This window comes from Bacteroides sedimenti (assembly GCF_040365225.1).
GTDB classification, from domain to species: domain Bacteria; phylum Bacteroidota; class Bacteroidia; order Bacteroidales; family Bacteroidaceae; genus Bacteroides; species Bacteroides sedimenti.
On the sequence record NZ_AP028055.1, the window covers coordinates 1701753 to 1716482 of the forward strand.

At 37.5% G+C, this 14730-nt stretch carries 10 protein-coding genes; 2 read left to right on the top strand and 8 right to left on the bottom strand.

Annotated features, from left to right (window positions below; all coding sequences use genetic code 11):
• Window positions 1–123 precede the first annotated feature (123 nt).
• From ABWU87_RS06870 to ABWU87_RS06895, 6 genes are all read right to left on the bottom strand, one after another.
• Window positions 124–1074 (bottom strand): DUF5106 domain-containing protein, encoded by a 951-nt coding sequence (locus ABWU87_RS06870; protein ID WP_353334250.1) that lies wholly within the window; start codon window positions 1072–1074, stop codon window positions 124–126.
• Window positions 1075–1202: 128 nt separating this feature from the next.
• Window positions 1203–1985 carry a DUF4382 domain-containing protein gene (locus tag ABWU87_RS06875; protein WP_353334251.1) on the bottom strand — a complete coding sequence of 261 codons (783 nt, stop codon included), beginning with the start codon at window positions 1983–1985 and terminating at the stop codon, window positions 1203–1205.
• A 26-nt stretch (window positions 1986–2011) separates the two neighbouring features.
• Window positions 2012–2896: a FecR family protein gene (locus tag ABWU87_RS06880; protein WP_353334252.1), complete on the bottom strand. Its 885-nt coding sequence runs from the start codon at window positions 2894–2896 to the stop codon at window positions 2012–2014.
• Window positions 2893–3450: an RNA polymerase sigma factor gene (locus tag ABWU87_RS06885; RefSeq protein ID WP_353334253.1), complete on the bottom strand. Its 558-nt coding sequence runs from the start codon at window positions 3448–3450 to the stop codon at window positions 2893–2895. Before ABWU87_RS06885 ends, ABWU87_RS06880 begins: the two co-directional genes overlap by 4 nt.
• A 19-nt stretch (window positions 3451–3469) precedes the next feature.
• The gene (locus ABWU87_RS06890; RefSeq protein WP_353334254.1) at window positions 3470–4303 is read right to left on the bottom strand and encodes a helix-turn-helix transcriptional regulator; all 834 of its coding nucleotides are present in this window, start codon (window positions 4301–4303) and stop codon (window positions 3470–3472) included.
• 162 nt (window positions 4304–4465) lie between these two features.
• A complete protein-coding gene (locus ABWU87_RS06895) occupies window positions 4466–5677 on the bottom strand; it encodes a DUF3575 domain-containing protein (RefSeq protein ID WP_353334255.1) in 1212 nt (403 codons plus the stop codon).
• 241 nt (window positions 5678–5918) lie between these two features.
• Here ABWU87_RS06895 and ABWU87_RS06900 point away from each other — a divergent pair, with 241 nt between their 5' ends.
• The gene (locus ABWU87_RS06900; protein WP_353334256.1) at window positions 5919–7058 is read left to right on the top strand and encodes an OmpA family protein; all 1140 of its coding nucleotides are present in this window, start codon (window positions 5919–5921) and stop codon (window positions 7056–7058) included.
• A 168-nt stretch (window positions 7059–7226) separates the two neighbouring features.
• Here ABWU87_RS06900 and ABWU87_RS06905 read toward each other — a convergent pair whose 3' ends face one another.
• Together ABWU87_RS06905 and ABWU87_RS06910 are read right to left on the bottom strand one after the other, a co-directional pair.
• Entirely contained in the window at window positions 7227–8366 is a 1140-nt protein-coding gene (locus tag ABWU87_RS06905) for an acyltransferase (RefSeq protein WP_353334257.1), read from the bottom strand.
• A 219-nt stretch (window positions 8367–8585) separates the two neighbouring features.
• Window positions 8586–11591 (bottom strand): glycoside hydrolase domain-containing protein, encoded by a 3006-nt coding sequence (locus ABWU87_RS06910; protein WP_353334258.1) that lies wholly within the window; start codon window positions 11589–11591, stop codon window positions 8586–8588.
• Between the two features lie 528 nt (window positions 11592–12119).
• Here ABWU87_RS06910 and ABWU87_RS06915 point away from each other — a divergent pair.
• The gene (locus ABWU87_RS06915; protein ID WP_353334259.1) at window positions 12120–14606 is read left to right on the top strand and encodes a polysaccharide lyase family 8 super-sandwich domain-containing protein; all 2487 of its coding nucleotides are present in this window, start codon (window positions 12120–12122) and stop codon (window positions 14604–14606) included.
• The last annotated feature ends 124 nt before the right edge of the window (window positions 14607–14730 follow it).

Genomic DNA, 14730 nt, shown 5'->3' on the forward strand with positions numbered 1-14730 from the left:
CTTCTATCTGAAAACGTTTTCAGAGTTTCAATTATCAGAGGTCTGATTTTGTTTTTTGGACAAGCTCTTTTTTATTAACGCAGCACAAAACAGCTCTTCAAGAAAAAGTTTCTTTTCAAGCAATCAGGACTCAGTTTTTTTGCTGAAATACTCCATCACAATTTCAGGAGATGCATCTTTCAGCACCACTTTTTTTTCTTTATCCAACAGATATATTGTCGGTATCTTCTTCAAGTCGTATAGCCCATGGTTGCGAATTTCATTCTTTTCATCGTAACCGCATATCCACCCGGAAGGATTCTTCCATAATTGTTTTCTCCAGAACTTCAGATCGTCTTCTGTATACATGGAAAGCACTGTAAGCCTTTTCATCCCGTTCTTCGAAGAGTGCTGCATGGATGTTATAACCGAAGAAGCAATAATCTTCTCGCGAAACTCTCCGCAAATTCCACAATCAGGATTATTAAAGAAGAGCAGTGTATACTCGCTGCCAATCTTTGAAAGAGAATTCTTCGTACCTGAAGCAAGTGTGTAAGTAAAATCAGTTGCAATGCTATCCGGACGATTCTTAAGAGCCATTGTCAGTTGATAGCGAAAACGTATTTTATGAGGCTCATCCATTACCTTGGAGTCAACTATCGACTCCAGGAACGGAATGTAAAATTCCTCATTTCGCATAGGAGAATTGACATCATACAGATATTTATCGGCCAGTCCAACAACGTTTGAAAATAAAGATGGATTTTCTGCAACCCGAGACATCAGTTTTTTAATCCCCTTAGATGCATCTGTATAGCTTGCGTGAGGCAAAATGCCAATAAAATCGGCAAAGAGAGGTTCCATCTTATCGGGTTGCTTAATTACTGACGAGTCTGCAAAATTAAAACTATCCCAATAATGTACTGCTAGATACCCGGCACGTTCATTGGGTCGTGTTAGGTTTGCAGGAATATCGGGCAGTCTGAAAAGCTTTTCGTTGTTCTCTTTTGCCCGGACTTGTTGTTTTTTTTCTTCCTTACATCCGGTTGATATAATCAAACAACATATGCACACTAAGAAAATAGTTCTCTTCATTGCATTTAATTTTGATACAAAGTTAAAGTTTTCATCGATTTACCTACTAAACATCGCGCTCTAAAATATAAAAGTCGGACGGAAAAGAGCCCGCCCGACTTTTAATAAAATCATTTTTTAAGAAATTATTATTTAATTTCCACAGTACCAAGATCTTTATCTGTTCCACCAATAAGACTGACATTCATTGTTGTATACAGTGTACCACTCTGAAATTCCAATTTATAACTTCCTGATTTCAAACCGTGAAGCATAAAAAAGTTATCTCTTGTTACATCAGAAATCGTAGCAATGGTATCAGTTCCCACAACAGTAAATACTTTGAATGGAACATCTTTCGGTAGAATATGACCAAAAACAGCTGATGTATTTTGCACCACATATCCTCTGATGACAGGTTTAAGAGAATATCCACCGTTACCTTTGCTTACAATGGATCTTTCTGCATCAAAATCAATCATTACAGCATATCCGCTAGTAGTAATGACTTGCTCCTGAATATTCACTTTCAGTCCTGAGGTCTGAGCACTCGGAGCTTTAATTTTTACTTCGGTACCATCGCTCAATTCAACCAAATTATTATCTCCCAGCACCAAACGAACCTGCGAGATATGTTCACCCTCATTTAATACAACATTAGATAACAAAAGATTCTTCCCGTTAGTTAAATCCATAAGATTATAAATCGCGGGAGTTATTGGCAAATTAACCTCTGCACTGTCATTAATGATATATTTAACTTCCTGAACATCAATCTTCACAGCTTTGAATCCTTTGAGAGAAGGTGCATCCGTAAGATAAAAACCTACTTGAGTGGTACCTTTTACAGCATCTTCTTTGCTACACGAATTAATTAATATTCCTGCTCCAACAAAGAGCAAAAATCCAAAAAACAATTTCAACCTTTTCATAATTTTGCTATTTAAAAATTATACAATTAATTTGCATCTACCCGATAAATTCCGGGCTTAACCATTTTCCAACTCATGTTATAAGGTGCCAGAACTATATTAAGAGCCACTTCCAGATTTTGTTCGGGGAATGAACCTGTAAAGAACTGTCCCCGGCAAACACTCTTGTTTTGAATGGATATTTTGTATTCCTTTTCCAAAGCCTCAACTACATACGTTAGTGGAGCGTTGTTGAAGACATATTTCTGACTTACCCACATTGGTTCGTTCTCTGGAATAATTTCATCAGATATAAAACACTTACCTTTGGTTAAAAGTTTTCTCTCTTTTCCATCCAGGCTTTCCACCATTACTTTTCCTTCATAGCAGATTACATCAAAGTGCTCTTTTTCGGATACCATAAAACGGGTTCCTAACACAGATATCTGATGCTTCGGAGTCTCAACCGAGAACTGTTTTCCTTTGGTAACTACATAATATGCTTCACCTTGCATGTTGATTCTCTTTTTAAATAGAAAAAAGAACTTATTGTACTCTGCTGAACTGTTCTCATTCAGTCTCACCTCCGAGTGGTCGGGCAACACAAAAGACAATCTTTCGTTGCTGCCCGTTGCATACCTCATTTCCTGATTCTGTATCCATAAGCCACAACCAAACAATATTGCCAGTAACGCAGCAATGGACAAATATCTCCGCCAGTGGACTATTTTCTTTTCTGATTTTGCAAAGATTATGCTTTTGCTGAACAATTCGAATTCCATTTCATTCAGTAAATCATCTGCAGGAGTTTCATCCAGTAGCGGAATCTGGGAGAAAGCCTCTCTTAGCTGAGTCTCTTCTTCCTGAGACAAGAAAGCATTTTCGTCTGACGAAATTCTTTCTAAAACACTTATAATATCCACCTCTTTCATAGCCCAAAAAATCTGCGTAAAACAAGTAAAAGAAAAAATATAAAAGAAGCATCCTTCTTCATTTGCCTGATTGCTTCTGAAAGAAGATTGGCTACCGACTGTTTATTTATGTCCAACGTACAGGCTATTTCTTCATTCGACATCCCCTTAAAGTATTTCAGGTATACCACCTCTCGTTGCCTGTTTGTGAGTTTATTAAGCAAGTTCTGTATTTTTCGGTATTGCTTTTCCTCATCATCAGCACTCTGATCATCAATATATAATGTGAACGAATAATCACCTTCATCCAAATATATATCAGTTTCTTTCTTAAGTTCGTTTATCAACCTGTTCCTCAATCCTGCGCATAGATAGGCTCGCATATATGCAGGTTCGTTAAGTGAATTGCGTTTTTCATAAATTGAAATAAATAATTCCTGAACAGTATCCTTAACTAAATCTTCATTATGAGCAAACTTCATTCCGTAAGCATAAAGAAAGCTTGCGTGTTGACGGAACAGAGACTTCCATTCTTGTTCATCATTATTTCGCAATTTATTCCAAGATATTTGCATAAAAGCTACTATTTATATTTTAATTCAATAATTGCTGATAATTCATCCTATAATTCTCATTACTGCTTCTCAGTTCTCTCGGCGTTAGATTATATCGCTGTTTACAAAACTTTGTAAAGTGTGCTTGCGAAGAAAACTGATACTTATCTGCCAATTCTTGAAAAGGAATAGAAGTAGAAAGTATGTCTCGCAATACATACTGTGATTTTCGTTTTAACATCCACTGATAGGCCGACTCTCCAAAATTCTTCTTAAAGTCTCGACAAAAAACACTCAGACTACATTTAGCCAAGTCTGCAAATTCCTGTAAATTCTTGACTGAATAGTAATTTGCATACACAAATTCCTTAAAATCCATATTCTCCCCTAAAATTGTTTTAAAGAAACCTGTCAATTCTCTCTTTGAATATGAATTTTTCAATAATAAAAAGAGTCCCTCCTGCTTCCATTCAACAATTTCACTGGTATTTAAACCAGAAGAGTAATACTGTTGAAAAAATTCCAGAAACTTTTTTAAATTATACTTCACTGGCAAAGTCAAGTATACCTCGTCTTCCTCTACTTGATTTTCAGATATAGGAGACAGCCACTGACTAATTTTAGTCAAAACATTCTTTACAATCTCACATTTTACCAGCTCAGTCTCTTCTTCCGTTGATAGCTCATACTTACTACCAGGAGCTAAAAATAACATTTCCTCTGAAATTTTATTTTTAAAATCAATGCAAGATAGTGAAACCTTTCCTGATAATACAAACAGAATAGCACTGTTGTCTGCTGTTTTAATTTCAGCATGTTCATCTTTCTTCAAACTCATTCGCTGAAAGCAAGCGGTATTAAAAGCTAAATTCATATCACTTTAAATTAATTTATTTTTCTTCTTTACACCTATGACAGCAAAACCGTTCTTTTATACTGGTTTTTCTGAAGAAAAAAATATTATTTTCTAAAGATTTTATGTATTTACCTAATTATAAGCGCTTTATAAATAATTATTTTGAGTTTTCAACTTACATTAAAAGGTATAAATTAAATTAATCGCAGCCTTTGTCAGACCGAAATAGTTATAATCAAAACGCCCCTTTTTATTCATCGAATTATTCAATAGTGTTTTATCGTATGCCATGTGAATATATCCTGCTCCGGCAACAGCTTCCAGGTTCCAGTGCTTACTTATCGGCCAATAGTAGCCGCATGAGGCTCCCATTCCATATAAATATCCAGCGTACCGGTTATTTTCAGAAACCCCTTTTCGCAGAAATGGAAAGATGATATCTCCTGCACCATAATGAGCATAATAGGTATGGTACCCTATGAAGAATCCTTTAAAACTGCGCAAGAACCAGAATTTTATTTCCGGTTGAATTACATAAGACATTGAGTTCTCTTTTTCGTCATACCTTATAGGCTTTATACCCAACAGAATTTCTGCCGTAACATTCTCGGTTATTTTCTTTTCGAATGCAATGTTCGTGATGCCCTTCGCCCACATAATAAGGTTAAATTTGAGTGCAAAATCGATAAATTTATCCTTTGGCAAACTATCAGAAGGATGATAACCGATGAAAAAATGTGGCAAGGAATCGGGAATAAAAGGCTGCAATGCTAAGACAGAATCGGGCAAAGGATAACTAATAGCAGAAACTTGCAGTTTTTTCTCCTCTTTCGCTGGTTTCAAAACTACAGGGGGGTCTGCCTTTTGTTCCTTCTTTTTCAGTTTTATGACCATATTTCGAGGAGAAGACAGAGATATGGAAACAACTTTAGGATAAAAAGCTTTCTCTTTAATAGCAATTCTGTATGTTCCTTTACTTAAAGAGAAACTAAACTTCCCACCTGAAGTAGTTGTGACTGTTTTTTTTCCATCCATTATAATAGTGCATGGAATTGGCTTCAAAGATTGCTCATCCACCACTATTCCTTGCAAAACAAATTTTTGCAGTGGTGAAACATACAAATAAGCGGGGCCGGCACTTTTAATCTCCAGGTCATAATCAACCAGAAAACGATTTAGCGCTCCAACAACATCTTTCTCGGAAGTTACGTCAGCAATATGAATGCGGTTGGCAACACTTGGATTATAGTTTATATTAACTTTTTTCTTCTTACTGATGATCTGGAAGATTTCAGTAAGTGTTTTTGTTTTCTTACTATTTTGGGCGTAATTATCGAGAGAAAAGCCTGAAATAAAAATACACAGTAAAAAGAGAAACTTTATTCTTATCATTAATACAATTATTTTTTATACAAAATCAGATACTTCAAATATATAAAAACAGATGCAAAATAAGCATATTTCATTCATTAATTCTATAAAAAGCAAAGGTATTTATGTCTCTATGAGGATTTAATATACAATTATGTATAAAATTTAGATTGGTTTTTATAAACAGAAGAGCTTTCCCAAGAATACCTTTGCATCAGGTTTTTATTTATAGAATTATTCAACATAAAATTTACGTTTGATTATGAAAAGGAAATTATTACTTATGTTATTGGCAATATCTCCTATCGGGTTATTTGCACAAAATGAAGGAACAACTGTTCAGAATCAGGAAAAAGCTTTAAAGCAATACGGTTTCTGGGATAACTGGTTTATACAAGGCCAAATTGGCGGACAGTACACATTCAGTGAAGATTATAAATGGTCTTCATTCGGAGATAAACTCACTCCTACTGCTGCATTGAATATAGGAAAGTTTTTCTCCCCTGAAACTGGTGCGCGTCTCCAATTGGGCGGTTGGACATCAGGAAACTATCTACACTTCACAAATCACGCATACAATGTGAATTACCTGAATGTAAATGCAGATGCATTATTCAATCTTACCAATATTTTCTTGCCTTATAAAGAAGATAGAGTATTTAATCTGTATGGTATTCTGGGTGTGGGTTATGTACATGGATTCAGAGATTCAGATGAAAATTTGCACGCAACAAACAGTTTGGCACCTCGCTTAGGTTTGCAGGCAGACTTCAGATTGAACAAGGCATGGAGTCTGAACATCGAAGCAAACGGCAACCTTCTGCGTGATAATTTCAACAATAACAATTACGCAGGAACATCTAATGATGGTACATTAAATGTTCTAGCCGGTGTTACTTATCGCTTTGGGAAAAGAGGTTTTGCTACAGTAAATGCGGAAAATCCTGCATTGATTCAATCGTTGAATGATGAAATCAACGCACAAAGAGCTAAAGCCGAAGAATATAAAGCCTGCTGCGAAAAGAAATCAGCCGAACCTAAGACTATTATCAAAGAAGTTCCTATAGCACAAAACGCTCAGTTAAATTCAATGGTTTCTTTCCGCATTGGAAAAGCGACAATTGATCCTAGTCAGGAAGCAAATCTGTATAACGTAGCACAGTTTATGAAATCAAATAAAGATGCAAAAGTTATCATAGCAAGTTACTGTGATGCAAAAACAGGAACTCCGGCATTCAATCAAAAATTGAGCGAAAAACGTTCTGCTGCTGTTGTTAAAGTGCTGACAGAAAAATACGGCATTGATAAAAACAGATTCATTGTAGAGAATAATGGTGACAAACAACAACCATTTGCTGACAACAACGCATGGAATAGAGTAACAATCATGACTTCTAAATAAAAGAATTGGTAAAGTGGGAAAGTCATCTGTTCGGTGGCAACTCACTAAGCCATTTCAATATCGTTGTACAAATACTTTCTTAACCAATAAAGAAGCTCTGCATTTTGATAATACAGAGCTTCTTTTTTTATATAAATTCATGCTTACTATAAAGACATAAAAAATCTCTTATCCTACTATATATTTTGCCTTTGGTAACTTATAAATCATAGAAACCAGACCCCAAGAGGCCAAAAGAACAAGTACAGCAGTAAATGGAATCTGCAATGCCACGGGTGTATGCAGAACTACCGTTAACAGATATGCGGGACCAATAAAGAAATAATGACACAAATACATACCAAAACTACATTTAGCAACCTGAGCCAGCAGATCACTAAGTTTATCTGAGGTTACACGTACTTTCTGTATTAGTAAGAATACGGCTGTAGTCATCAGCATGGTATTTATGGAACAATAGGTCCAGAAAAGTTCCAGTCTAGCATCTGTTACATTAGGGTCAGAGCTCATCGCTCTAAATCCCTTGAATGTTATCAGATAACCTACCGCAAACATTGGGATTGTAATCAGTAATGTTTTGCCCCACGACCAGTCATTGCCTTTACCCAAATAGTGCCCTAACAAAAGGTATCCATTAAATCCGGCAAACGAGTAGAATGTTCCATAAGCATTCCACGAGCAAGCTCCGAATAAGTAGGGAGAGATAAATTGTGTTCCATAAGGCAGGAGAAGTGTTATAACCCACAATCCAAGAAATAGACGTTTCGATTTATCTGAAGCTTTTTCTACCCAAGCCGAAAAGATGGGCATATACAAGTATAATCCTATAAGCAAATAGATGTACCACATAGGACAAGCAAACATATTGAAATTAAGTGGTATCATGGCTACCGCTTTTAACCCATCCGTTAGTGAAGCCGATGGCTCTCCTCCAAAAGGGAAAAAGGTGGTTACTAACTGAGGAGTCCCTCCTACCCATTGGATAAACCAAGGAGCCAGGTTGAACAATACAGACCATACAAGGAACGGATAGAGCACCCGCAAGATACGTTTTTTATAAAACGGTCCGGCTTCCTGTTTAACCGGCAAAAGTAACAAACCGGTCATCATCACAAACAAAGGAACGCACGCACGTACAAAAGAGCCAAAAGCCGATCCCCAAAGATTAAAATCCGGATTTGCCCTTGATTCTGGCGAAGCATTAAAAGGATCGGCACTATGACTCATAATAACCATAAAGATAGCGACAAAGCGAAGCACATCCAGCCAAACTATATGCGGACGCTGAGAGGAAAGAGGTGAATTCATATTTTATTTTGTATTTGTTTCTGGAAAATTAATCATATCATCAGTTCACAAAGATAGCAAATTCAGTCATTACAACGTCATACCTAAATGATATGAAGGTTGTTCCAACCTGATATCAGACTTACATAACAGCATGCATCCGGTTTATCAAATAAGCAATAAATTGAAGCTGTCTCAATCACAAGACAGCTCCAATCTTAACTTACGAACTTAGATTCTTTATTTAATTATCAGCATCCACCCTTTCTGTGGGTCGATGGTAATTTCATCATTTATTCCAAAGGTCTTCTCTTCTTGGAATTTCTCTATCGCAGGGGCATATATCTTTGCTTTGGTCGGGTCGATACCCAGTTGTTTCCAGTTCAGTGTCAGCTTCACCTTTTTGGCTTCGCTGCCCCAATTGGCTACGGCAATCATGGTTGTTCCTTTTTTCATAAAAGCAGTTGCATGTACGTCCGGTTGATTGGTTTTCACCGGACAATCGGATGCCCACCAACCGAACATTTCGCTTTTTTGAATGCCAAAATCGTCCCATGCTTTCCAGATGAAACGGGGATCTACACCTTTTGTCCACCCCAGTCTGGAAATCATGCCATATACCACTCCATAATATTGGTTACCACCGTCCTGCAACATCTCTCCCATCAATCCGAAAGGAATTCCTGACAGTTCAATAAGATAGAAATCCGCAGCCGAATTCGGGTTAAACTCTTCACCGAACCAGAGACGGTTAATGTATGGGAACTGATCCATGTAAAGCAATGCACTGTTAATGAAACCATCTTTCTTATTGAACTGGTTGCAGGAATGGAGGTCAATCAGTCCGTGCGGCTCTTTACTATTCAACATCCTACGAACACGTCGCATTGTAGTGCGATCGTAGGCAATATCATCCAGATAAATTCCGTCAATGCCGATATTGTCCACCAACCATTTCATATTCTCCACGTAATAATTATGCCAACGACTCATTCCACTATTCACAATTGCCGCATCGTTTGTTTCAGCACAGTACCAGGCAGCAATGTAATTCGTTTCCAGATGTTCCTGCAGCCATGAGTGTCCCATTCCTTTTCCATCAGAGAACACCTCCCCGCCCAGACTTCGGATGGCAAATATCTCCGGACACTGGTAAGATAGCTCACGAACAGTATTGTATATCTTCACCCGAAGACCTTTGCTGTGTGCCTCGTCAATATACTTTTTCATTTCAGCCGGACGCAGGAACGGATAGTTGATGTAGGGATTGATTTCATTACCATGGTGAATATTGATAATATTGGCTCCAAGCGCCTTGGCTTCATCAATCGGAGCATATTTGTGGTAAAAGCGTCCGGTAAACTGAAATTCAGTGTCGATGGTTTTAAACGGAGTAATCAGCAGGTTGAAATCGTAATGTTGCACCTCTTGTTCCTCCATAGTACGTGAGTTGCTGTAAGCAGTAAGCAACACATCGTTTCCCTTTTCCTCCACCTTCATACCTCCATTGTTGTTGTTTCCCCAGGAAGCAGGCAACAGCAGCGGATGTTGCAGGTAGAAATTGGTATTCAACGGACGACGGTACTGGTCGTCGTGCAACTGCACATACAACCCTGCATTCACGTCTCCCATCCAGATTGCATCCTGATTCAGATGTTCCACATCCCATTTCCAGTTTATGGAAGACGGACGAACTCCGCCTTTATTCCCCAAACCGAGAATGTATTGAGAAGCCTCTTTACTGTAAGGAACTTCCAGTCGGACATCCGAAACTGCTATCTTTCTTTTTGCCTTCAACCCCAATTTATAGCTAACAAATCCATCAAAGTCAATTCTACCGTTCACCGTCAGTTCAAAATCATCATTGCTGTTCACAGCCACCCATTCCACCGTACCATCAGACTGTTTTGTGAATTTTACACCCTGTGGAATCCAGTTCACATTGCCATTCTCCTTCTGAACAATGAAACGGAAGGGGGAATTAATGATACTCTTTCCGGCCGGCAAAATCTTCGTTACCGACGGATTGAAAAAAGTCTTGATGTCTTTCGGAAAGCCATAATCATCGATAATAAGTTCTCGCCCCAATATATTAAATGAATTTCCTTTCTGTACAATCGGAATGTATGGAGCAATCACATCATCCACCTGTCCCAGTGTTGAGTTCAACCAGCGAAGACGACTGTGACGTTTCGGGTCGCTGTCGCCTCTGTCAGGCAATATGTCGTTACTAATATGAAACAGCAATTTTATCGTTTGCGAATTTCCTTCTTTAGAAGAGATTTTCACATCGGCAGTATAATCACCCGCAGCTATAGAAGAGGGTAAATCTAGTCCAAGCCACAAAGCCTGAACTTTCTGTGCAGCTATGGCAATAGTTTTTGTCATCGGTTTTGCATCCCAGTTGACCCCTGTTTTATTGAAACATGTAAAAGCCGAAGCAGGCAGAGCAATCACTCCGTCCTTATCTCTCAGCGGGGTGAATTCAACATCCAGATCATCAATATTCTTCAGAGCCAGGACACCCATCTGAAAAGCATAATACTCATTACGCATCAAATTATCCTCGAATTTACCTTGCAGCCCTTTTCGTACCCAGCGAAGTGGAATATCATTGGTCATGCGTATGGGATGAAAACGGTCCTCCGGGAAAACAACAAACGAGCTTTTCACATTTTTCAGTAGAGTCGCAGTTTCCTTTTGGGTAGCAATCACCTCCATGGGAAAGAAACTGTTAAACTCGTCAATAGCCTGAAATTCCTTCACCTCTGCCTGTTTGAATTTCTTTTGTTTCTGAGCTACCGCTTTCAAATCATCCAGTTTGTTCTTTTTTACCCATTGGGCTTCAGCTGTAAATACCGGCGTCACATGGCGAGTATTCAGATACGGAGTAATTTTCTGTTTATATGGAAGATAGTAGACATAATAATCACCTTTGATGGTTTGAGGTTGAAATACAATATCTCCATACTCCTTATTAATAGCAACGACAACTTTATTGTTTATCATCTTCCCCGTTGTGGCATCCTGGATAAGGATGTTTTTCTCTTCAGGTTTGCTGTCGCGACGACGCCAGGGAATATGAGCCCAAACTGCATCCGCATTTTTATCTACATGAATCAACACTCGGTGATTCCCCAAACTATCATTGGCCCAAGTAGCTATTGTAAAGGGATAATCTGCATCCTGAGCCCATCCCGCACAACACCAGGTAAGCAATAATGCTATAAGTGAAGTTCTAAACATAATCTCAATTTTTAAATTATTTTTTTAAGGAGATACAAAAATAGAAATTTATTTGAAATTTAATTTAGCTCACAAACTTAAAAACATGGCTAAAAATTTATTTTATTTGCATTTATTCATATTATATAAAAAAGTTAATCTAGATTTGTTACAATGAATATTATTCTTTCATTGTAATTATAATAAGAATCCCAAGCACTTTCAGATTAAATATTGCAGTTATTAATGTCAAAATTGGGAATGTTGTTCTTTGATTTTTCTTTTTATTTTATTATATCGATCACACAATATTTAGGATTATATTTAATTAGAAAACTTATATCTTTGCTACTGAAAATTAAGAAATTATAAAGAGAGCTTTATTTTATTGGGTTACGATCCAAAGTAAAATAGAACACGACAGAAGTTTTCGACATTATTTATTTCGCTTTATTACATTTAGAATAAAGCTAATTTTCAATTAATAAAATGGATTAAAAATAAAATGTCATTATTGCAATTACGAAAAAGCACGACAAAATTTAACTTATGAGAATCAAACTTTTCTTTTCATTTTTACTACTATTTAGTAGTATAGTCTCTTATGCATCTATAAATGCAGATGCTGCATCGACTGATTTCGATATCATCATGCAACGAATTCAACTTTCTGAATGGGCAAGCGCATCTAGTGCAAGCTCATTGGACAATAGCGCAAAAACATTAACTGCTTCTCTTCAGGCAGATGGTTCATGGGCGGATATTGATTATAAAAGCACTGCGCAAGTAACATGGTCACCCGTAACACATTTAACCAGGTTGAAGACACTTGTCTTAGACTATACATTAAGTACTACTACCAACTACAAGAGCAGCGCCTTGTATCAAAAGATCGTGTCCGCTTTAAACTATTGGTACACTGCAGATCCACGCAGTACAAACTGGTACAAGCAAGAAATTACTTGTCCTCAGTTGGTAGGTACTATTCTCATTCTAATGCGTTCCGGAGCAGAACAGGTTCCTTCAACACTTGAAAAAAACCTACTAGACAGAATGGCTAGCATTGGCGGAAGTCCTGATGAAGCAGGTCGTGGAGTTGGTGCTAATAAAGTTGAAATTGCAACCCACTGGATCTACAGAGGTTGTTTGACAAAGAATAACAGTGTATTGTCATTTGGAGTACAACAGGTATATTACTCTGTATATTTCACAACAGACCAGGGATTACAACATGATTATTCATATTTCTTTAATGGTCAACAATTTTATACCGGTGGATATGGAGTTCCATTCATTAAATATATAGCCAGAATTGCAAATTTCACAGTTGGAACTCAATACGAGATAGATCAAGAGAAATTAAATTTATTGGTAACGTTCACCAGAGACCATTTTTTAAGAATCGTTCGCGGAAAATATTTCCTTTACAACACGATTGGTAGAGATATGTCCAAGCCAGATGCACTGAATCCCTATTCTACGGATATGATATCCAAAATAAAAAATCTGGATCCTGAAAATGCGTCGATATATGATGCTGCCATTAAACGTTTAAATGGAACAGAAGCTGCTAGTTATCAGGTGCCATCTCAACATACACATTACTGGAGAGGAGATTACACCCTCTATAGTTCTCCTAATTATAATTTTGATGTACGCTTAGTTTCAACCCGTACATGCAGAAACGAAAACGGTAATGGCGAAAACTTAAAAGGATATTTCATGTCTGATGGAGCAAACGCCATAGCTGTAAATGGAGATGAATATCTGGACATCTTTCCGGTATGGGACTGGGCTAAAGTTCCAGGAGTAACCGCTCCCCAAAAAACATCTATTCCATTACCTCCGGAATGGGGGAACCGGGGAACTTCAACTTTTGCCGGAGGAGTATCTACCGGAGCTTATGGAGTTACGACCTATTATTTAAACGACCAAAAATACAATGTTAACACTACGGCAAAGAAGTCATGGTTTATGTTCGGAAACGAAATTGTTTGCTTGGGAGCCGGAATAAAATCGACTGCGGCAGAACAGATTAACACCACTCTAAACCAATGTTTACTGAGCGGGAATGTTGTTGTTAAATCAAATGGCACTGAATCGACCTTAAGTACAGCTTCATCATACAATTACACAAATAATGTGAGCTGGATTTATCACAATAAAGTGGGTTATTTCTTCCCAAAAGGAGGCGATATTAACCTGACAAACAAACAGGAATCAGGCGCTTGGGTCAACATAAATAAATCATTTTCAAGCACGACCGTATACAAGAATGTGTTTAAACTCTGGTTCAATCACGGAACAGCTCCAACCAATGCAAATTATGCATACATAATTGTTCCGGGCAACGACCTGACTCAAATAAGGAACTATGATGCATCTGATATTGAGATTCTGGTTAATTCAGACTCGCTGCAAGTGGTTCATCATAAAAAGCTGAACATGTGGGGAATGGTTTTCTATAAAGCAGCAAGCTTTAAAAACAGTCAGTTTACTTTAAAGGCCGACAGGGCATGTGCACTCATGCTTAAAGACCCAGAACTCTCAACAGTTCATGGCTGGTTGTCAGACCCCTCTCAAAGTCAGACTGAAGTTAAGTTACGTTTTGTATCATCAACCATTACATCAGAAAAAGAGTTAGCAGCTACAATGCCCGCAACTCCATACGCAGGTTCAACCATAGAGTTTTTAATAAACAGCAGCAGTAGTACAGTGGTTGATAAAACAGAACCCGGTGTTTCAACCGGAATTGATTCTGCCGTAACGGGAGAAGTCAACAAATTAACTGTTCCCAATCCGGTACGAAGAGGCGAGAATGTCCGTTTAGGGTTTATGTCAGTAGAATCTGAGAACATTCAGCTTAACCTGCACGATTTAAATGGAAGGAATATAATTTCAGATCATTACTCTGTAAATCAAGGAGAGAATGAAATTCCGGTTGAAACTTCATCTTTAAATTCGGGTCTTTATATTATTTCAGTACATAGCAAGAATAAGCCCAATCAGATATCCGAAAAATTACTGATTAAGTGATATAAAAAATAAGTTATTGTTGTGCCAGAGCCTGTTTAAATCATTCCATGGGAAATTTAAACAGGCTTTTGCTATAAAAACAATCCTGTTGTTTTCACAGTAATCATAGTAAAGTTGCTATCTT

Bases quoted from the DNA above. Each gene is read 5' to 3' on its own strand.
- ABWU87_RS06870 (WP_353334250.1), bottom strand. From the start codon at position 1,074: ATGAAGAGAACTATTTTCTTAGTGTGCATATGTTGTTTGATTATATCA.
- ABWU87_RS06875 (WP_353334251.1), bottom strand. From the start codon at position 1,985: ATGAAAAGGTTGAAATTGTTTTTTGGATTTTTGCTCTTTGTTGGAGCA.
- ABWU87_RS06880 (WP_353334252.1), bottom strand. From the start codon at position 2,896: ATGAAAGAGGTGGATATTATAAGTGTTTTAGAAAGAATTTCGTCAGAC.
- ABWU87_RS06885 (WP_353334253.1), bottom strand. From the start codon at position 3,450: ATGCAAATATCTTGGAATAAATTGCGAAATAATGATGAACAAGAATGG.
- ABWU87_RS06890 (WP_353334254.1), bottom strand. From the start codon at position 4,303: ATGAATTTAGCTTTTAATACCGCTTGCTTTCAGCGAATGAGTTTGAAG.
- ABWU87_RS06895 (WP_353334255.1), bottom strand. From the start codon at position 5,677: ATGATAAGAATAAAGTTTCTCTTTTTACTGTGTATTTTTATTTCAGGC.
- ABWU87_RS06900 (WP_353334256.1), top strand. From the start codon at position 5,919: ATGAAAAGGAAATTATTACTTATGTTATTGGCAATATCTCCTATCGGG.
- ABWU87_RS06905 (WP_353334257.1), bottom strand. From the start codon at position 8,366: ATGAATTCACCTCTTTCCTCTCAGCGTCCGCATATAGTTTGGCTGGAT.
- ABWU87_RS06910 (WP_353334258.1), bottom strand. From the start codon at position 11,591: ATGTTTAGAACTTCACTTATAGCATTATTGCTTACCTGGTGTTGTGCG.
- ABWU87_RS06915 (WP_353334259.1), top strand. From the start codon at position 12,120: ATGAGAATCAAACTTTTCTTTTCATTTTTACTACTATTTAGTAGTATA.